The following is an 18098-nucleotide window of genomic DNA, read 5'->3' as shown; positions in this document are numbered from 1 at the left end:
AAGAGTGAAAACCCCTATAAACCTAATTTGTAGAGGCAGGTAATCTCCACTAAAAGTAGGGGCACGGCAATGCCGTGCCCCTAGGAAATTTTCGGATATCAGGGTGTAACGCTTTCTAACAACGCCTAACAACATTTTTGAGTTAGTCCAGGCGTTTTATATCAAAATGAGATGCTTTCAGCGGCTAATGGATCAAATTCACTCACTATCCAACTGAAGAAGTAATGCTTTTCAGTTCGATTTCGCTTGAGGATGGAACTTTGACATTCCAGACAAGCCCTAAGCGATTGAGGGCGAGGATACCCAACCAACCGAAATCAAGTTGCCACCATCTGAGTCCAAACCTTGCCGAGTGCTGGAAAGCATGGTGGTTATTGTGCCATCCTTCACCGAGGGTCATGATGGCGACGAAAAGGTTGTTTTTACTTTGATCGTCTGTAGGAAATTGGCGTTTTCCCCAAAGGTGGCAGACTGAGTTGACGCTAAAAGTAAACTGGTGCAAGAGGAAAATCCGGATACCTCCGCCCCAGATTAAGCCTCTCAATGCTCCCGACCACGACCCGGTTAAGACTCCACCCAGAAGCGTCGGAATTAACAGAGAAAGTAGCACCCAGAGGATGTAGAGCTGGTCGATTTTTTGGACAACTTTGTCACGATTGAGATCCGAGACATAGGGGTATGGGGGCGTCCAATCGACGTTTAGCAGCCAGCCAGTATGGGCGTGCCAAAAGCCTTGAACAACTCCCCAAAACCCTTCTCCGTGAATATTTGGTGAGTGGAAGTCTTGTTGAGTATCTGAGTAGAGGTGATGACAGCGATGGTGGCTCACCCAGCTGGCGACTGGGCCTTGACCTGCCATGCAGCCAGCGATCGCTAAAAAGGCACGCACAAATGCCCCAGCCTGAAAGGCACGATGGGTGAAAAACCTGTGATACCCCACAGTGATGCCAAAGAAAGTCAGGACATACATTCCTACGAGTAGGCTCAGATCCAGCGGCTGGACCCCACGTTCCCAGAAGATGATAGCCAGGGTCGCCGCGATAAATCCCACCACAGGCATGGCGACGACGATGACATTCAGTGTTTTCTGAAAATTGCTGATTTTAGAAGGATTCGAGAAAGAGATTGACACTTGTTTGGTTGAAATAGACTACTCGCGCAATAAAACTAAGAATATCTGATTGTTTGCCGTTAAATTCCCGGATAATTGTCCAGTTTAGGGCTGATACGAGTCAGTTTTCATGAGCCTAAAGGAAGGTAATCGGGTCTACAGGTGTGCCATTTTTACGCACCTCAAAATGGAGATGGGGTCCCGTAGAAAAGCCAGTAGAACCAACCGCCGCGATCGCATCGGCTCGGTTTACAGATTGTCCTTCCGAAACATAGATTTCGCTGGCGTGACCGTATAAGGTAGTGATGCCATTGCCGTGGTCGATAATTACCGCCTTCCCGTAACCTCCATACCATCCGGCAAAAATTACCTCTCCGCTGTTGGCGGCGCGGATCGTGCTGCCATAACTTCCCCCAAAGTCAAGACCAGAATGGAAACGGCGGTAGCCCAGAATCGGGTGGACTCGCCAACCAAAATTGCTTGTAATTCCCGCATCGCTGGGGTAGCTGAAAATACCCGTGCCGCGAATAATGTCCCTCCCGCGAAGAATGGCTTTGCTCGCTGCCGCTTCTCTTTCTCTTTTTGCCTTCGCTTCTGCAACTCGTTTTTGAATGAGAGTGCTAATCCCTGCGGAATCCTCTGCTAAAACGTTCTCGGCGGCTTCTAAGGCTTGCCGGTTAGTATTCAAGCGTTGAATGAGCTGCTGCTGAGCCTGTGTCTGAGCTTCAAATTCGGCTTTTTGTGCCAGCAATTGCTGGGTAATCAGAGCAATTTGGTTTTTCTGCTGTTCGATCTCGGTTTTTTGGCGATCGATTTGGTCGGCTTCCGCCTTCAAGTTTTTCAAGATTTGTTGGTCGGCTTGAAACACCAATTTGATCTGGCGACGCCGGTCGGAAAACTCACTGAGATTTTGGCTAGAAAGCAGCATTCCCCATCCTTGGTGAGAGAGCTGCTGGCGTTGCAGGAAACGCAAACGGGCGACTGTGGCGGCTTGCTTTTGTTGATAAGAGCGTTCCGCGATCGCCAGATCCTCTTGTAACGTCTTTAATTCCTGAGTGGCTCTTTGTAATTGGTACTGGTAGTCATTAAGCTGGGTGCCCGTTAATTCCAGGTTTTGCTGCAAGCCACTGAGTTGTCCCTTCGCGGCTTTTTGGAGTTTTGATAAGCGATCGCGTTCTTTAGAATAATTAGACCGCTGCCGATCTAGTTGTTGCTGCATCTGTCGCAGCGTTTCTATTGTGACGGGTGACGGCGATGGTAAATCTTCAGCGAGCACCGGCATCGCTAGCAAAAGCCAAAGGAAAATTAGGCTACAAATTAGGCTACCAACAACCGGCAATCGGCACTGATGCCAAAAATTTTTCCTTTTTCCTGAAGATGGTGCTTTCATCCTTTCAAACTCAGTCGTGCCAAAACGCCGAATTTCATCATGATGCCACCAGAAATTTTATTCACCTAATATTCCAGTCGGCTTGCCGAACAAGCATTGCCGAACCACTGCATTTGCTGCCCTCTCCACCCCCAACCCCTAAGCGAAAAGACAGAGGGATTGGGCGTGAGGTGTTCTAATCACGGGCAATTATCCAGGCTTGATATGACTGCAAGCTGCGGCAGTTTAACAATTTAGCATTTAGCTAGAGTGTCGATGCTGGACACTGGCGACGATTTGTTTTGACAACCGAATGAGTTGATAAGCACCAGCTTTGCCTAAATTTTGGTACTCCTTGGGCTGTATTTTTGTGTTCTCTAAATATTTAGGCTCAGTCAAAATCAGTACTGAAGGTGGCTTGGGTTGAGTCGCCGCGATCGCTTCAATGTATTCCATTGCCGAGCTAACTTTGGCAAAGTAATTCACCGGGCGCTGCGTGTAAAATACGACACTCGGTTTTTTGAAACCAATCATTAATATGGCTTCCCCTGGCTGCTGGACTTGGGCGATCCGTGCCGATAATTCCCGCAGCGGCATCTGACGTGCTCGATCCATCATGAAGTAGGCAGGCGTTACCACAAAGATGATAAAAGCCATAAATCCGATTAGATTTGAAGTCCACAGCCAACGCCACCGCCGTCGTTTCAGCAGCAACCACCCTGTCCAAATAGCGGTTGCTCCCCAGATGATGCCTCCCCACACCGTCAAACCGGATCGTTGAACCATTTGGCGCAGATCGGGCACAGCCGGGTCATATCCTAAGAAATTTGGGCTGTATAGAAGCGCACCTGCCAGAACTGATAAAAACACCGCATTGACAACGCCACTCCAAAACAAAGGACGGAGGAATGAGGGCTGAGGACTGAGGACTGAGGACTGAGTGGGGAATTCTCCTTCGGGCTGGTTAACTGCTAATTCTGAACTACCGACTTCTTCCTCAGTTCTCAATCCTTTCATCCCAGTCCTCAATTGGTCGCTGAACAAAAGTGCCACCAAAATTCCTGCTGCTGGCATTAAAGGCAGCACATAGCTGGGGAGTTTTGTCACCGCAACGGTGAAGAAGCCGAAGATCCCGGCAAACCAAAACAGAGCAAATAAACCTAAATGAGTAGAACGGGGGGAGTCCCGCCATTTGCCGCGCTGCCAAAAGCGGAGACGGGCGATCGCTACCGGCAAATAAATCGACCAAGGCGCAAAACCCAGCAGCACCACTAGGAAGTAAAAATACCAGGGTGCCCAGTGGTGATTAACAACGCCTGTGAAGCGTTCCAAGTTGTGATAACCAAAAAACTTATTAACGTAGTTTTCGCCGTTCCGCAAAATCACCAAAACATACCAAGGCACTGCCAAAACCAACACCAGTGCCAAGCCCCGAATCGGAAACATCTCCCGCAACACTTCCTGAGCCTTGCCCAGGTAAAGTAGAAAAGCCCCAATAATCAGAACGGGTAAGACAATGCCGACCGGCCCTTTCGTCAAGATTGCCAAGGCAACTAGCACGTAGAAAGCGAGATACCAACGAGTTTGGATCGCGGGTTGGTTGGTGTTGACATAGCCAAGAAAAAAAGAAAGTAGCGCACAACCCACGCAGCCGGTTAGCAGCATATCAGAGACACCTGTGCGTCCCCAGACAATCATTTCTGGATTTAGAGCGATCGCAGCCGCACCTAGTAAAGCCGATAGCCACAACTGACGCTGCGTTATCATCCCATCCCTAGCTTGCCCCGTCACCGCACTCGGAGAAGGAAGCCCATAGTAGCGCAACGTATAGAAGCCTAATCCCGTCACAGCGATCGCAGACAGCGCCGAAGGCAATCGCACCGCCCATTCATTGACGCCAATCAGTTTATAAGCGATCGCCATCAGCCAGTAAACTAACGGCGGCTTATCAAAGCGCGTCTCCCCGTTAAAATACGGTGTAATCCAATCTCCCGTCACCGTCATCTGGCGGGCAGCTTCAGCAAACAGCGGCTCAGTTTCATCAACCAGACCGATATTCCCTAAATTCCACACAAAAGCCAGCCAGCAAACCACTAGCACCCACAGAATCGATAGACTCACCAGCACGCTGGGATGCTTCTCCCAAGATTTCCACCAACTTCTAACCGTTCGCTCAACCCTAAATTTCATGAACCCCCGAACCGTCCGTCAGTAATGGGCAACCTCAAAAGGCATTTTCCCAGACCTTAATCTAGCTGGAAATGCGACGCCAGCGCACCCATTGCAAGATGTCATGACTCCCGCCTACCCAGCAGCACTTCCTGACTCTGGCAAAACCTATGTGTTCCCTAAATTGTCAGCGGTGAATGGGTACATTGATAAGAAGTCATGGGTAATTCGTCCGTAGAGGAGAAAAAACAACTGACTCCTAACTGCTGACTATAAACGAATGACCCCCGACTATCTACGACCTAAGATTGCAAAACCAGTTGCCATTCCGACACCTGAGCATTCCAGACAGGCAGAGGCGTCTCACCCACAACATACGGTCCCCAATACCGGCGGGAACCATCTTGGGCAAATGCCACCAGAATATCCCCCTTTTTTAGCTGCAAATCCCCTCCAGGCAGCGATAAAGTCACGCCCTGACTCCCCCCTTCTCCTGGAGCAAAATCCCAGTGTGCTGGCTCCCCATAAGATGTCGTGGGTGGCTGATAAGTCAGCAACGCCAGCCGTAGCGGATACTCCGTTTGATTCGTCACCCGTAAAGGCCCTTGACGAACCGCAATTAGCGGTATTGGTCGATCGTCTGTAGGTGAGGTAACTGGTGTAGAGTTCGGCAACTTTCCCGCGCCGGGAGGATTTTCCCGCAGTGAAGCATTCGTTTTTGAGAGCAACGAAGCATCTAACTTTGCCCAATTGAGTTCCACCCGCTCCTGAAGCAGTCCCAGTCCTAACCCGATGAGTCCTAAAAGCACAGCAATCAGAAACCCAGGGTAAACCTTTAAAATCATAAGCTTTTGGATAGTCTTTCAGGAGTTTACCTTCCTTGATGGCAAAAAGCTCCGCCAAAGATGGACTCCTCGCGTGAGCGATCGCGCCCATCGCCATTTTTCATCTACGCCACAAAACAAGAATCTTGGGTGAGGCTTCTAGACACTCAAGCTTTGGATGTTTCCCGCCCCTATAACACTTTTGAAAGGGCTGTCCTGAGCGGAATCTCAATCATAAACTTCGTCCCTTCTCCTGGCGCTGAGATACAGCTCAATTGCCCACCATGTTTATCTACGACAATCTGATAGCTAATGGATAAACCTAGCCCCATCCCCTTGCCTACCGGCTTCGTTGTAAAGAAGGGTTCAAACAGACGTTGCCGAACTTTTTCCGGCATTCCCGGTCCGTTGTCAGCAATCTGAATCGCTACTTTCTCACCATTAATTAGTTCCGTGTGAATCTGAATCTTTGGCAAGGGGTAATTCGCACTTTCGGGTCGATTATCGATTCCCCGTATCTTCTTACTCATTACCTCATCGATTGCATCAATTGCATTCGCCATAATATTCATAAACACCTGGTTAAGTTGTCCGGTGTAACATTCCACTAACGGCAACTCACCATACTCTTTCACCAGCTCAATTGCCGGACGCTCCACGCTCGCTTTTAGACGATGATGTAGAATCATCAACGTGCTTTCTAACCCAGCATGAATGTCCGCAGGCTTTCCGATTGCTTCGTCAACCCGCGAGAAGTTGCGTAAAGACTGCATGATCTCTCGAATTCGGTCAGTCCCTACTTGCATCGAAGTGAGCAATTTGGGCAAATCTTCCATCAGATAATCCAGCTCGATTGTCTCAGCTTCCTCTTCAATTTCGGCAGGTGGATTGGGAAAATGTTACTGATAAAGATTAACTAAGTTAAGTAAATCATGTACATACCCAGAAGCATGATGCAGATTACCGGAAATGAACCCAACAGGATTATTTACTTCATGGGCTACCCCCGCCACCAGTTGTCCCAGGCTAGATATTTTTTCGGTTTGAACTAATTGAGTCTGAGTTTGTTGTAACTGGTGAAGGGCTTGTTCTAGTTCCTGAGTTTTTTCCGATAAAGCGCTATTCTTAATTTCCAGTTCGTGAGAGTAAATTTGCAAGTTTTTGTAAATTTGGGCATTCTCTATTGAAATGGCGACTTGGGATGTCAATACTTTTAAAACTTCTAAGCGTTCTGAAGTAAAAACTCCTTGAGCCAAGCCATTTTCCAAGTAAAAAATCCCCGTCAACTGTCTTTTGTGAAAGATAGGCAACCCTAAGATGGGCTTGGGTTGGTTTTTCAGAATGTATGGGTCATTGATAAAGAGTCCTTCTGTAGTTGCGGAGTCTAAAACCACCGTTTCTTTAGTTCTTTCGATGTATTGGATTAAAGAAATCGGTAGATCATCGCAACTTTTAAGGGAAATTAAAGGTAAAGCCAAACAACTTTGTTTGCCCAAAAGTTTTTTAGCAACTAGCAACCATTGATTTGCTTTTTTTTAACAGAAGAATTCCTTTTCTCGCTCTGGCTGTCTCAACCAAGATATGGATCAACTTCTCCAGCAATTGTTCGAGAACAAGTTCTGATTAAATCGCAATTGACGCCTTTACAATTGCTGCTAAATCTAGTGCAGCAGAACCTGTTCCTGTTGTGGAAGTTGTTGTCAAATTTCTCTCAATGCTAATCGTTTCTCTAACAAGTAGCCGGGAGAAGAAATCAGAATATTTTGCTTCTAAATCTTTGGATTTTGCCGTTGCTCCCCACCGAATAAAAGTATAGTATGCTTCAGTTAAATAAAACTGAGCTAACTTCTCTCTACCAAGCGAGAAATAAAACTCTGCCGCTAGTTCATTAGCCAGTGCTCCTTCTTGGATATATCCTTGCTGTCTGGCTCTTTGAATGCTGATGTCATACAACTCCATCGCGCTAGAAGTTTGTTTTAATATCCGCGCCTTCTCTGCCTCTACTAAATCGTACTTATGTTGATAATTCAGTGGCGCATGGTACGCCCAATGTTTCATATTTTCTTGATTGGCATTTCCTGTATTTAGGTATTGTTGTTTCTCAGTATCGTTAACTTGGGGATAATGAGCCAAAAGAGCCAAGGAATGGTAGAAATTCAGTACGGCAACCTGCATAAAACCAAATGCAGAACCAGCTTGCTCTGCGGCTAAAGCTGCGCTTGCGATCGCACCCTCGTAATCTTTAAATTGATACAGAAGAATTGTCTTAGCAACATAGGCGACAAACAAGCCAGTGCCACCTTTCGATTCAATTAACTGGGGCAAGGTTTCGGCTTCATTAAAACTTTCTCCAATCAATAGGAATTTATCCGCAGCTTTGCCTTGAAAATTTAATCCCAGTCGTATCTAAATATTCGCAAAATGGATACCCGTAGGCAGGTTTATCTTTACAAGTACCTCAATGTAAGGGGCTTGTTGCTACACGATAGAATCTAAGCGATCGCCCGTAAAATATAAATATCCGCAAAAGTTAGCGCCACAATAACTCGCCCATTCAATGTCTCCCGTTTCCAAGCCGCTTTGAAGCCCTTGTTGGAAGTGAACAACACTATTTTTAGCGTGTTCTTTCCACGGTCTAATATTGGCGTTAAACAAGTTATAGACTTTCGCCTTGAGTTCTTTAGCATCAAATTGTTCTAGAAGCTTCAATGCCAATTTACCCGCATGATATCCAGCATCTATCTTTCCAAGCCCTGACAACAACAAGCTATAAAAACCATAAGCGAAAGCAGATATTGCCGAATTACCATGTTCAATGCAGATATTAATCATGGTTAATATTATTTGTGGAAAAATCTCTGGCTTTGCCATGAAGACAGGCGCACAAATCGTTTTTAAAATTCGCAAACCGGCTAGTTTATCCGGAGCTGTCATTAGGGGAATCTTGTCTAAGTCCGCGAGTCCGGGCAACTCAACTACCAAACTCTCGTCACTTGTTAACGTTACGAGAGTAATTCCCAGCCGTTCCAAAACTTGTAGCCCTGTATCGACGGCTTTAACCATCTGAAATTGACAGATATAAATCTGGATTTGTAGCTCGTTTACCTTTACTTCGTCGATTAAACTTGTAGATTGTTCTAGGGCAACTTCAGCTAAAGTAGCTGCCTGCTCAAAGTTGATATTTAAGTATTCTGCTTCCGCCGACTCAAGATGAAGTGTGAGCGTTAAATCATAGTGGCTTTGCCAGCTATTTTCAGTAAGCAGTCTTAGCCCTGCGGTTAAGTATCTGGCAGATGCTTCATAAGCCGATGCTGCTTTGGCTTTTTTCCCAGCCATCAGATTGAGTTGGGCAAGTTCATCTTTGTCTGCTTGGTTAGCAAGCAACTCCACCCCGATATTGAGCTGGTTGACAATATCAAAAACATTCTCTTCCAGCGCATATTTAGCTGTTTTATGTAACAACTGTTAACCAATTTTTAGGTGAGTTAATTTTTTCCGATCTTCCGGAATCAAAGAATAAGCTGCTTGCTGCACCCGGTCATGTAAAAATTTATAACTAATCCTGATATCCTCAATCAGTAAATCTCCTTTTTCTGATTGGTCAAAAAATAGAGGGATTTTATAGGTATTGCTCTTTCTCTAGAAAGACGCGATGAAATGCTGAAATCTATAATCTTAACTTGACCAGTTTTAGAATTCATCAGGATATTGTGTGGTTTAATATCTTTATGAATAATCTGGTTTTGATGCAAGGCGGCAAGGGTATCTGCTAGCTGAATAGCAATCGGAATAAACTGGTTTAAATCAGTTTTTAGGGGAGATTTGATAACTTTTTCTAGAGATTTTCCGTCAAAATATTCTAATACTAACGCTAGGCCGTTGTTATAGTTTTCTAATGCCAGTGATTTAACAACCTCTTCTATATCAAAAGGAAGTAAAATTTTATATTCATGTCTCAATCGAAAAATTTCTTCAAGAGCGGGATATTCGGCTTTAAAGGCTTTTACACTCACAGAGGTTTGTTCAGCCTCTCTATTACCCTGATAAATAACCGTTTTGGCTCCTTCATGAAGGGGCAAAGGAGAAAGCTGATAACCCGTTAAGTTGATGCTAATTTTTGGAAGTTAGATAAGTATAGTATTGATGTGTGATATTAATAGATTCTAGGAGAGGAGACTTCTTTCGAGAAATTTCTCCGGCATAAGTTGTCGCGAAATTGACACAAATTGAATTTATACCTTTTTTCTATAAACTCCGAATTCAATTTTTAAATCTTATAGAGCGTATGAGAGGTGTTGGGTTTTGGTTATTGCGTTTTATAAGTTACTCACGATTAGAAAATGAATTTGGACGAAGTGCAAACCTACGCTGGATATGTAAAATGGAGCGATCGCTGCGGCAATGGGGTAGCGCGATCGCTCCAATCCTAAGTTGTCTCCTGATTACCGTTGCCAGGGCTATCTGTATGCTGGTTGGCATAGGAGAAGGCACGGACACATCATCTCATCTGTATTGAGAATGCCCTTACTTTTAAGAAAATTTTTGATTCTAAATAAATCTCTATATTACAAACACAAATCTTTATTAAGGCGGCGCTAAGCGCGATCGCCGCCTCCAGCTTTATAAAACTTCCCAATCGAGGAAGTGGTAGGAGCATCAGATAATTAAAAAAAGCTTTTGGAAAGCAGGACATTACTTCGGAGTCAGCCTCAACGATGCAAAGGACTCGTCTCAACAATCTCTTTGATGTTGTCAGCCAACAGCTGAGGCGATGGTTTCGCAATCCCTGGCGACGGATATCGCTGGTGGTGATGAGCCTATTAGTGGGCGTGTTTCTAGGAACCGCTATTCCCACAACAGCGGGACAAACCGCTAACTGGGATGTGATTGCCGCTGGATTTTTAATTTTTTTCACCGAAACCGTGAATCGGTTCGTTTACGGCAGAAACCGGCGAGTTGTGCCAACAGGTGAAGGCGTTCCCAACCGCTTATTAGTGACAGAAATGTTGAATGCGCTGAAAATTGGTCTGACTTACAGTTTATTTATTGAAGCCTTTAAACTTGGTTCGTGATGGACTCTCTTCGCCAAATTTTTAACGATTGGATCGCTAGAAAAACGCCGACTTCAGCACAGTTGGAACATTTGGCAGCACAGGCGCTAGCAGATGACTTCCGGGCGAAAGCTTTTGGGATCGCACCCGCCAATGTGGAGGAAGTCATCCGCAAGCGATCGCATTTGTTCCTCTTAATCTATCCCCATCTTTCCTCAGTCCTTAGCCCGCAGTTCCTATCCCTCAGTTTAGAAACGCTGTGGAACCTCTGGCTTCCCCTAGCCACAAAACTAGCGCAGGATCGGCAACAGTTAGGACGCCCCCTCATCCAGGGAATTTTAGGGGGACAGGGAACTGGCAAAACGACTCTGGGAGCCGTCCTTACCTTAATTCTCAAACACCTAGGGAACTCGACACTCAGCCTGTCTCTAGATGACCTCTACAAAACCTATCGCGATCGCCTTGCCTTAAGACAGCAAGACCCCCGCTTGATCTGGCGCGGGCCACCCGGAACCCACGATATTCAATTGGGTTTAGACGTTTTGGACTGTCTGCGTCAGCCATCCGGGCAACCGATTCCAGTCCCTCGCTTTGATAAATCTGCCTGGGAAGGTGCCGGTGATAGGACGCAGCCAGAAATTGTCCAAGACATCGATATCATCCTGTTTGAAGGGTGGTTTGTCGGCGTCCGTCCCATAGACCCTGCTGTCTTTGACAATGCGCCACCGCCGATTCTAACCGCTGCTGAGCGAACGTTTGCCCGTGACATGAATGCCCGATTGCAGGACTATGTACCTTTGTGGGAACGGTTAGATCGGCTGATGATGCTGTATCCCGTTGATTATCGTCTGTCTGTGCAGTGGCGACGGCAGGCAGAACACGACATGATTGCTGCTGGTAAATCTGGCATGACAGATTCGGAAATTGATGAATTTGTCAAGTATTTCTGGAAATCGCTCCACCCAGAGTTATTTATCAAACCGCTGACGAGAAATCCTAGGACGGTAGACTTGGTGATTGAGATTAATCCCGACCACTCCCCCGGTGACGTTTATCGACCGAGCGATCGCACTGATTAAAACCAATAGCAGCCTAACAAGTAAACTCGCGGCTACTTCTGAAAAAATCTAGAACAAGTGCTGGAACTGGAGATTCACATGAATAATGGATTCGAGCGGATAGAAGCGGACAATGTTTTGTGTGTTAATACAAATACTCAGAGACTTTTAATTAATCACTCCACTTTCCAAGTGGGTGAATTCATTAACCGGATGCAGGCTCAGGTAGGAGCAACTGGTGAGCAAATAAAGTGGTTTAGTGAGGGTATAGATTGCAAGGTTCTAAGACCCGGTGCTAACTGGAAACAAGGAAAGGTTAGAGTAACTCTAGAATTTTGCCCGGATGAGCCAGAATCACCACTAGAGGATATTCGTCAGCAACTCAAAGAAGATGATAGCTAATGCCTAATCTTCCCCCTTGGACGCCTCTCCATGCTCAATTGCATCGAATTTTACGCGATCGCCATCTCTTACCGCGAAACCAGCCCCTATTAGTTGCAGTCTCTGGGGGACAAGATTCTCTCTGCTTAATCAAATTACTGCTAGATTTGCAGCCAAAGTGGGGATGGCATCTAGGAATTGCTCACTGCGATCACCGCTGGCGTCCGGATTCCCAAGCAAATGCTAACCATGTGGAACAGTTGGCGAGAACCTGGCAAGTCTCCTATTACTTGGAAACCGCCCCAGAAACGCCATCTATCACCTCAGAGGCAGCGGCGCGGCAGTGGCGTTATCAAGCCTTGAGTGCGATCGCCCAAACCAACAATTTCCCATACATTGTCACAGGTCATACAGCGAGCGATCGCGCCGAAACCCTCCTTTATAACCTGATGCGCGGCAGTGGTGCCGATGGATTACAAGCCCTAACCTGGCAGCGTCCGCTGACTTCAACACTGCATCCAACACTGCAACTGGTGCGCCCTCTTCTAGAAGTCACTAGGGCACAAACCGCTCAATTTTGCCAAGAATTTCAGATTCCCGTTTGGGAAGATTCCACCAATCAAGACTTCAAGTATGCCCGTAACCGTATCCGCCAAGAGTTACTGCCATACTTACAAACTCACTTCAACCCCCAAGTCGAGCAAACACTGGCGAAGACAGCAGAACTTTTACGGGCAGATGTGCAATATCTTGAAGAAGCCGCTCAGAAGCTGCTGCAACAAGCCTTAGAAAACGAAGACTCGCCACTCAACCCTGAGTATAGGCAGGGAGACGCCGCCCCTACAGCACTCAGCACTGACTCCAGACGTGACCCCAGACTCAATCGCCTCGTATTGCGTCAAGCCCCCCTAGCCCTGCAACGTCGCGTTATGCGGCACTTCCTCGCCTCAGTTCTACCCATCGCCCCCAGCTTCGAGCAAATCGAAAAACTGACTGCCTTAATTACAGCCCCCAACCGCTCTCAAACCGATCCCTTTCCTGGGGGCGCGATCGCACAAGTAGATGGAGCTTGGATTTCAATTAAAAACTAAAAATCCAAAATTAAAAATTCAGAACGACTCATTTTTAATTTTGGATCTTTAATTTTTAATTCTCATGCCGCATTCAACTAACCACCGATCAAGGTGAGGAGAACTTGCCGCATCTCAGTAATTGATTGCAGCTGATAGTCACCCGTTTCCTGAACCTGAGCCAACGTCCCCACGATTGCCTCCAACTTCTGCCGCATCTCATTCAGGCGATCCTGCATTGGCTGTAGCGTTTCCTGATAGGTATTTACCTTGCCCACGAGTTCCGCCGCCGCCGCCCTCATTTCCTGCAATTTCTGCTCTAGCTGCTTAATCTGCTGGCGCTCTTGCTCCTGTTCGCCAGCTTGATGGTCAATCATGCCTTGAGCTTGCTGAATGCTCATCCGCACCTGCTCAATCTGGCTTTCCAGCTTTTGTAGTTCCTCTGCCTGTTGTTGTCGTTGGCCCTCCAATTGACTCAGAACTGGACCCAAATCAATCTTTTGATTGTCCTGCCCTTCATTGTCCACAATTCCTTGCCGTCGCCGCAGCACCCGCAAGTGTTGATTTAAAACTTCTTCTCGCTCCCGCAGGTAGATGCGTTGGCCCACCAGCGTCTCATCCAGCATTTGGTAGCAATCCTGCTCCTCTGCTAGCTCATTTTCCAAACTGAGGCGGTCATACTCGCTGGCTTGCTCGATCTTCGTCTGCAATTCCTCAACCGTTTGACGCTGCAAGGTCAACTCTTCTTCTTGGTCATTGACAAAGCGCATCACTTTTTCCAAATCTTGCTGAAGATTTTGCACGGTTTCTTGCAGCTCGCCTAGGGGCATTTTCTCCAGCGCTTCCAGATCGACCTTTTGGCTAATCTTGACACCCGTTGAAGTTGTTGCCAGACGGTGAAGTTGCTCGTACAGCTCCTCCTGATTTCGCAACTGGAGACTCTGCATCTGAGCATACTCCTGCTTGATCTCCAGGGAATTTTGAAGCACCATCCGCTCTAAACGCACTTTTTCCAGAGCCTCTTGAGCCTGCTTTAACTCCTCCGTGCGTCTTTGCAGTTCCTGAGTTTGCTGGTCTACTTCCGCTTGCTTCTGTTGGGCATTGTTGCGTTGTTGCTCCAGATTTTGCCAGTGCTGGTCTAGGGTTCCCTGCTGCCCGTTGACAATTTCAAAAGCCAGATTCAGTTGTTCTCGCACTGCTTCCGTAGGAGGGATCGCCGAAGCTAAACGATCTAGTAATTCCCGAATCTTTTGACCTTGCTCCTCATCTAATACCGTTCCCTGTTGGAACTCCGCCTGTCGTTCCTCCAAGCGTCGCTGCTCGCCCCGCAAGTGTTCCCACGCTCCCTCCATCTCGATGCGGTTGCGATCGCACTCTTCCCGCAGTCGCTCAATTTCCTCCCGCGAACTGTCAATTTCTTGACGTTGCGCCTCCAACCGTTCAAAGTCTTCCTCCAACTGTTGCAGTTGTTCCACCCGCGCTTCCATTTCCATTTCGCGCCGGTTTAGCTCCTGACTCTGATAAGTCAGCGACTGCTTCCACTGTTCAATTTCTTCTTCCTGAGTTTTCGACTTTTCCAGTTGGCGAGAGAAATTCTGCAAGATATTCACCAACTGACGCCCCGCCTCTGTCGGCGGACGCTGCACTTGCCGATTCCCGCTTAGCTCAACCAGCACCAAGACGCCACCATTAAAATTATTGGCTTCTTCAGGAGCGGAAATCACTTCATCAGACGCAGCACGCCAACTCTGGTCATTCTGCTGACAAGCCAGCAGTTTTAGTTCGGCCTTGCCACCACCAAAAACACCGCCACTCTTTTTTTGTACTTCTGCTAGATACAGCACGCTGATGGTCCTCTTGATGTATCTTGTGCCCGCTTGTTGACCGATCTCTGGTCCCACCAGAGCCATGCCGCCATAATTCTCGCCCAGGCTTCATAACCAGAACGATCCTAACCTTTTCAGACCTTGTTGTGGAAGTGCCGACCCACGAGGCGCTTCCACCTTTGAATTCACACCCCGATCTAAAACGCGATCGCCTTTTGGTCAGTTTCTCCCTGAAGACTCCGTAATTTAGCCCGTGTTGGCAGCTACGTCAAGTCTTAAATTAAACTAAATATGTTTCGATTTCTTTCTTATTTAATATTTAACTTGAATCCTAGGCAATCCTGCCACAGACAATTCTCGGCTAGTTCCATTTCTAATTGAACCCGGCAAAAGCAACCAGACAAATAACTTGCATGGGTTTGACTTTTGTCAGTAAAGATTGTGCCTTCGCCAGAATCTCTTTCCCTGGTACTGTATTATCTGGCTCCATCCTTTACTCAAAGAAAAACTACCTAATTGTAAAGATTTTTATAGCAGGCACCGCGGAAAACTTGACAAATGCAACATTAACTCAGATTCAAACGGTTATTAGGAGCGCATTTTCATTACATGCAGGGAACGTTAAATGAAATTGATATACGCAGCATCCTGCAACTGATCGAATTAGGTCAGCGAACAGGCGAATTATTCGTGGAGGCATACAGCTCACCCGTTCAAGGAACGGGTGAGCATGTAGGGGCGCGACGTACCAGCATCCCCTACCGAGACGCAAAACTCAAAGAACCAGGGCCGTTCTGGTTTGTCTTCTTCCTCAACGGACAAATCGCCTATGCTAGCGATGGAACCGGCAGTTTGTTGCGTTTGCGCGACTACCTACGCCGTTATCGAGCCGAAACCTCCCTCAAAACTCTGGAAGTCCCCTTAATTGATGCGATTAATGCGCCCGAATACGGCTACTTGTGGGCACTGTTGGAAAATCATATTTTGACCCCCGCTCAAGGGCGCAGCATCATCCGCAGTATGGTGCATGAAACCTTATTCGACCTCCTCAGCCTTCATCAAGGCTCCTTCATCTTCGACATTGGCCCAGCGCTAGCACCACAACTTACCACCCTAGAAATTGCCCCCCTCGTCGCCAAGATCATGAAGCAGGTGCAGGAGTGGAAACAATTTCATCCCCACATTCAATCTCCCAATCACTGCCCAGTCATTGCCGATGCAGTTTCTTTACGCGCTGCCCTGCCAGAAAATGCTTTTAAAACCCTAGATCGCCAGCTAGATGGAAAAACCTCCCTACGGCAGCTAGCCCGATATCTAAATCGTGAAATTTTAACTGTGGCAAGAGCCATTTATCCCTATGTACAACAAGGTTGGGTACAACTGCAAAGTTGTACCAGCGACGAAACAGCAGCCAGTCGCCGAGTCGGAATTAGCATAGAATCCGATTCGACCCCAGCCAACAAAATTCCTCGCGTTGTCTGTATCGATGATGACGTTGCCATCGGTAAAACCGTCGAATATATCCTAAAACCACAAGGTTATGAGGCAACCGCGATTAGCAATCCTCTTAAAGCACTCAGTCTCGTCTTCCAACTCAAACCCGACTTGATTCTTTGTGATATTGCAATGCCCGACCTCGAAGGCTATGAGATTTGTGCCATGCTCCGGAAATCAACCGCTTTTCGACAGACCCCCATCATCATGCTGACTGGCAAAGATGGATTTATCGATCGGGTCAGAGCCAGGATGGTAGGCGCAACCGACTACCTAACTAAGCCTTTTGGAGAAAGTGAGTTATTAATGCTACTAGAGAGATATATTGGCCCTGGTGAAAAGGAATCAACGATATCAGAACCTTTAGACCCTACAGAGTTAAATCGAGAGATAGAAGAAACAGATGTACGAGTCGGGTAGAATTGCCCCACCGATGAGGCGGGGCTTCATTCAATGATGAAATTAGGAATAGACTATGGACTAGGGACTATCAACGACGGGCTACCGACTACAGATACTAAGCAAGTCGTGGGGGCAATCGTTTACCAGCGACTCTCCAAAGCAGGGGAGATATTTCGTAAACAGCGCCCGTACAGGAGTCTAAAGTTAGATGGGATACTTAAGTCATGACATGGTTGAGGGGTGAACCAATCGTGGCTTACGAGCGTTCATGTTTGAACCGGCAGACAGGTAGGTAGGGAGTTATGAGTGTAGTTCTGGTTGTAGAAGACAGTCCCGCACAACGGGCAATGATCTCAGACCTCCTCAAGGGAAGTGGGTTAACCGTAACGATTGCCACTGATGGTGTCGAAGCCTTGGAACAAATTCTCAAGTCTTGCCCCGACTTAGTGGTATTGGATATTGTCATGCCCCGAATGAACGGTTATGAGGTATGTCGTCGGCTCAAAGCCGACCCAAAAACCCAGAATGTTCCTGTGGTAATGTGTTCGTCGAAAGGAGAAGAATTTGACCGCTACTGGGGAATGAAACAAGGTGCAGACGCTTACATAGCCAAACCCTTTCAGCCAACCGAGCTAATAGGGACGGTCAAACAGCTGCTACGAGGCTAACAAGCCATTAGCCATTAGCCCAAAACTACTGACCTCCAAAGTTCTAGTAGCTTTTAGGTTTCGAGAAGTAACAAAAGCTAACAGCTAACAGTTAACAGCTAAGGAGATAGAATGGTCGGCAATCCGGACTTTTTAACAGGCAGCGGTCAAGATCACTCACCCGGATTTCAGGAACTGGAGAGTCCTGAAGGTGAATTACACCTGCGGTTTTACGTTCCATCCGGTAACGAATTTGCCCTAGGAGCCAGTGGAATCCGTGAAGTGGTTTCTCCATCACCAGACAGGATTACTCCAATTCCCAACGCTTCTCCCCTCCTGTTAGGAACGCTGAACTGGCGCGGGCAAGTGATTTGGGTCGCAGACCTCGGGCAGTTTTTAGGGGATTCATCTGCCCTGAACACAGACAAACCTGAGATTCCAGTGATTGCCGTTGAAGACCAGGACACCATGTTAGGCTTAGCCGTTGAGCGTATTGTCGGCATGGACTGGCTCGATATCGATCAGGTACAGATGCTTACTAACGTTCCAGACAGTATGGCACCTTTTCTTAAGGGTGAGTGGTTATTAGACAAAGAGAAAAATCAGTTTCTCCGACTATTAGACCAAGTCGCAATTGTTCGCTCAGCGCGATGGGCAGCATGAAATCAATTAAAAATTAAAAAGTAAAAAGGCAAA

The 18098-nt window shown here is 47.0% G+C and carries 18 protein-coding genes; 8 read left to right on the top strand and 10 right to left on the bottom strand.

The genetic code is table 11. The features are described 5' to 3' along the window. Positions 1-205 precede the first annotated feature (205 nt). Together NDI33_RS09345 and NDI33_RS09340 are read right to left on the bottom strand one after the other, a co-directional pair. Positions 206-1132: an acyl-CoA desaturase gene (locus NDI33_RS09345; protein ID WP_190676531.1), complete on the bottom strand. Its 927-nt coding sequence runs from the start codon at positions 1130-1132 to the stop codon at positions 206-208. A gap of 115 nt (positions 1133-1247) precedes the next feature. After that, positions 1248-2393, bottom strand: coding sequence for a M23 family metallopeptidase (locus NDI33_RS09340; RefSeq protein WP_242033172.1), 1146 nt, complete (start codon positions 2391-2393; stop codon positions 1248-1250). Between NDI33_RS09340 and NDI33_RS09335 the strand changes: the two genes are divergently transcribed. After that, positions 2366-2680 (top strand): hypothetical protein, encoded by a 315-nt coding sequence (locus tag NDI33_RS09335; protein WP_242033171.1) that lies wholly within the window; start codon positions 2366-2368, stop codon positions 2678-2680. The two genes, NDI33_RS09340 and NDI33_RS09335, sit on opposite strands and share 28 nt — an antisense overlap. Before the next feature lie 61 nt (positions 2681-2741). Here the strand turns inward: NDI33_RS09335 and NDI33_RS09330 are convergent, their stop codons facing one another. The 7 genes from NDI33_RS09330 to NDI33_RS09300 form a co-directional block, all read right to left on the bottom strand. Then, positions 2742-4670 (bottom strand): glycosyltransferase family 39 protein, encoded by a 1929-nt coding sequence (locus tag NDI33_RS09330; protein ID WP_190676527.1) that lies wholly within the window; start codon positions 4668-4670, stop codon positions 2742-2744. A gap of 281 nt (positions 4671-4951) precedes the next feature. Beyond that, complete coding sequence (locus tag NDI33_RS09325) at positions 4952-5494, bottom strand: hypothetical protein (RefSeq protein WP_190676525.1); 543 nt, start codon at positions 5492-5494, stop codon at positions 4952-4954. Positions 5495-5664: 170 nt separating this feature from the next. Next, a complete protein-coding gene (locus tag NDI33_RS09320; protein WP_347275915.1) occupies positions 5665-6309 on the bottom strand; it encodes an ATP-binding protein in 645 nt (214 codons plus the stop codon). A gap of 63 nt (positions 6310-6372) precedes the next feature. Next, complete coding sequence (locus tag NDI33_RS09315; protein WP_347275914.1) at positions 6373-6951, bottom strand: GAF domain-containing protein; 579 nt, start codon at positions 6949-6951, stop codon at positions 6373-6375. A 145-nt stretch (positions 6952-7096) separates the two neighbouring features. Continuing rightward, positions 7097-7831: a hypothetical protein gene (locus tag NDI33_RS09310; RefSeq protein ID WP_190676523.1), complete on the bottom strand. Its 735-nt coding sequence runs from the start codon at positions 7829-7831 to the stop codon at positions 7097-7099. Positions 7832-7951: 120 nt separating this feature from the next. Then, a complete protein-coding gene (locus tag NDI33_RS09305) occupies positions 7952-8935 on the bottom strand; it encodes a hypothetical protein (protein ID WP_190676522.1) in 984 nt (327 codons plus the stop codon). A 113-nt stretch (positions 8936-9048) separates the two neighbouring features. Continuing rightward, on the bottom strand, positions 9049-9552 hold the full coding sequence (locus NDI33_RS09300) for a protein kinase (protein ID WP_190676520.1): 504 nt from the start codon (positions 9550-9552) through the stop codon (positions 9049-9051). Positions 9553-10188: 636 nt separating this feature from the next. Here NDI33_RS09300 and NDI33_RS09295 point away from each other — a divergent pair. From NDI33_RS09295 to tilS, 4 genes are all read left to right on the top strand, one after another. Beyond that, complete coding sequence (locus tag NDI33_RS09295; RefSeq protein WP_190414525.1) at positions 10189-10545, top strand: DUF565 domain-containing protein; 357 nt, start codon at positions 10189-10191, stop codon at positions 10543-10545. Beyond that, positions 10545-11603 (top strand): glycerate kinase, encoded by a 1059-nt coding sequence (locus NDI33_RS09290; protein WP_190676517.1) that lies wholly within the window; start codon positions 10545-10547, stop codon positions 11601-11603. The genes NDI33_RS09295 and NDI33_RS09290 overlap by 1 nt, the downstream gene beginning before the upstream one ends. Positions 11604-11681: 78 nt before the next feature. Continuing rightward, positions 11682-11984: a KGK domain-containing protein gene (locus NDI33_RS09285; protein ID WP_190414523.1), complete on the top strand. Its 303-nt coding sequence runs from the start codon at positions 11682-11684 to the stop codon at positions 11982-11984. Then, positions 11984-13054, top strand: a complete 1071-nt coding sequence (gene tilS / locus NDI33_RS09280; protein WP_190676515.1) for a tRNA lysidine(34) synthetase TilS — start codon at positions 11984-11986, stop codon at positions 13052-13054. The genes NDI33_RS09285 and tilS overlap by 1 nt, the downstream gene beginning before the upstream one ends. A 77-nt stretch (positions 13055-13131) precedes the next feature. Here the strand turns inward: tilS and hmpF are convergent, their stop codons facing one another. Beyond that, complete coding sequence (hmpF, locus tag NDI33_RS09275) at positions 13132-14943, bottom strand: pilus motility taxis protein HmpF (RefSeq protein WP_348245631.1); 1812 nt, start codon at positions 14941-14943, stop codon at positions 13132-13134. Positions 14944-15468: 525 nt separating this feature from the next. Here hmpF and NDI33_RS09270 point away from each other — a divergent pair. The 3 genes from NDI33_RS09270 (at position 15469) to NDI33_RS09260 (ending at position 18065) form a co-directional block, all read left to right on the top strand. Further along, positions 15469-16773, top strand: coding sequence for a response regulator (locus NDI33_RS09270; protein WP_190414519.1), 1305 nt, complete (start codon positions 15469-15471; stop codon positions 16771-16773). A 284-nt stretch (positions 16774-17057) separates the two neighbouring features. Further along, the gene (locus tag NDI33_RS09265) at positions 17058-17423 is read left to right on the top strand and encodes a response regulator (RefSeq protein ID WP_190414517.1); all 366 of its coding nucleotides are present in this window, start codon (positions 17058-17060) and stop codon (positions 17421-17423) included. A gap of 111 nt (positions 17424-17534) precedes the next feature. Then, positions 17535-18065, top strand: a complete 531-nt coding sequence (locus NDI33_RS09260; RefSeq protein WP_190414516.1) for a chemotaxis protein CheW — start codon at positions 17535-17537, stop codon at positions 18063-18065. The last annotated feature ends 33 nt before the right edge of the window (positions 18066-18098 follow it).

The sequence above is a fragment of the Trichocoleus sp. DQ-A1 genome (assembly GCF_039961955.1).
Lineage (GTDB): Bacteria > Cyanobacteriota > Cyanobacteriia > Cyanobacteriales > FACHB-T130 > FACHB-T130.
Note: the sequence above shows the minus strand (reverse complement) of the source record. Positions and strands in the feature narration are given on the sequence as shown.

What these genes read in the sequence shown, in the direction of transcription:
- NDI33_RS09335 (WP_242033171.1), top strand. Translation starts at nt 2,366, where the DNA reads ATGGTAAATCTTCAGCGAGCACCGGCATCGCTAGCAAAAGCCAAAGGA.
- NDI33_RS09340 (WP_242033172.1), bottom strand. Translation starts at nt 2,393, where the DNA reads ATGCCGGTGCTCGCTGAAGATTTACCATCGCCGTCACCCGTCACAATA.
- NDI33_RS09330 (WP_190676527.1), bottom strand. Translation starts at nt 4,670, where the DNA reads ATGAAATTTAGGGTTGAGCGAACGGTTAGAAGTTGGTGGAAATCTTGG.
- NDI33_RS09325 (WP_190676525.1), bottom strand. Translation starts at nt 5,494, where the DNA reads ATGATTTTAAAGGTTTACCCTGGGTTTCTGATTGCTGTGCTTTTAGGA.
- NDI33_RS09320 (WP_347275915.1), bottom strand. Translation starts at nt 6,309, where the DNA reads ATGGAAGATTTGCCCAAATTGCTCACTTCGATGCAAGTAGGGACTGAC.
- NDI33_RS09295 (WP_190414525.1), top strand. Translation starts at nt 10,189, where the DNA reads ATGCAAAGGACTCGTCTCAACAATCTCTTTGATGTTGTCAGCCAACAG.
- NDI33_RS09290 (WP_190676517.1), top strand. Translation starts at nt 10,545, where the DNA reads ATGGACTCTCTTCGCCAAATTTTTAACGATTGGATCGCTAGAAAAACG.
- NDI33_RS09285 (WP_190414523.1), top strand. Translation starts at nt 11,682, where the DNA reads ATGAATAATGGATTCGAGCGGATAGAAGCGGACAATGTTTTGTGTGTT.
- tilS (WP_190676515.1), top strand. Translation starts at nt 11,984, where the DNA reads ATGCCTAATCTTCCCCCTTGGACGCCTCTCCATGCTCAATTGCATCGA.
- hmpF (WP_348245631.1), bottom strand. Translation starts at nt 14,943, where the DNA reads ATGGCTCTGGTGGGACCAGAGATCGGTCAACAAGCGGGCACAAGATAC.
- NDI33_RS09270 (WP_190414519.1), top strand. Translation starts at nt 15,469, where the DNA reads ATGCAGGGAACGTTAAATGAAATTGATATACGCAGCATCCTGCAACTG.
- NDI33_RS09265 (WP_190414517.1), top strand. Translation starts at nt 17,058, where the DNA reads ATGAGTGTAGTTCTGGTTGTAGAAGACAGTCCCGCACAACGGGCAATG.
- NDI33_RS09260 (WP_190414516.1), top strand. Translation starts at nt 17,535, where the DNA reads ATGGTCGGCAATCCGGACTTTTTAACAGGCAGCGGTCAAGATCACTCA.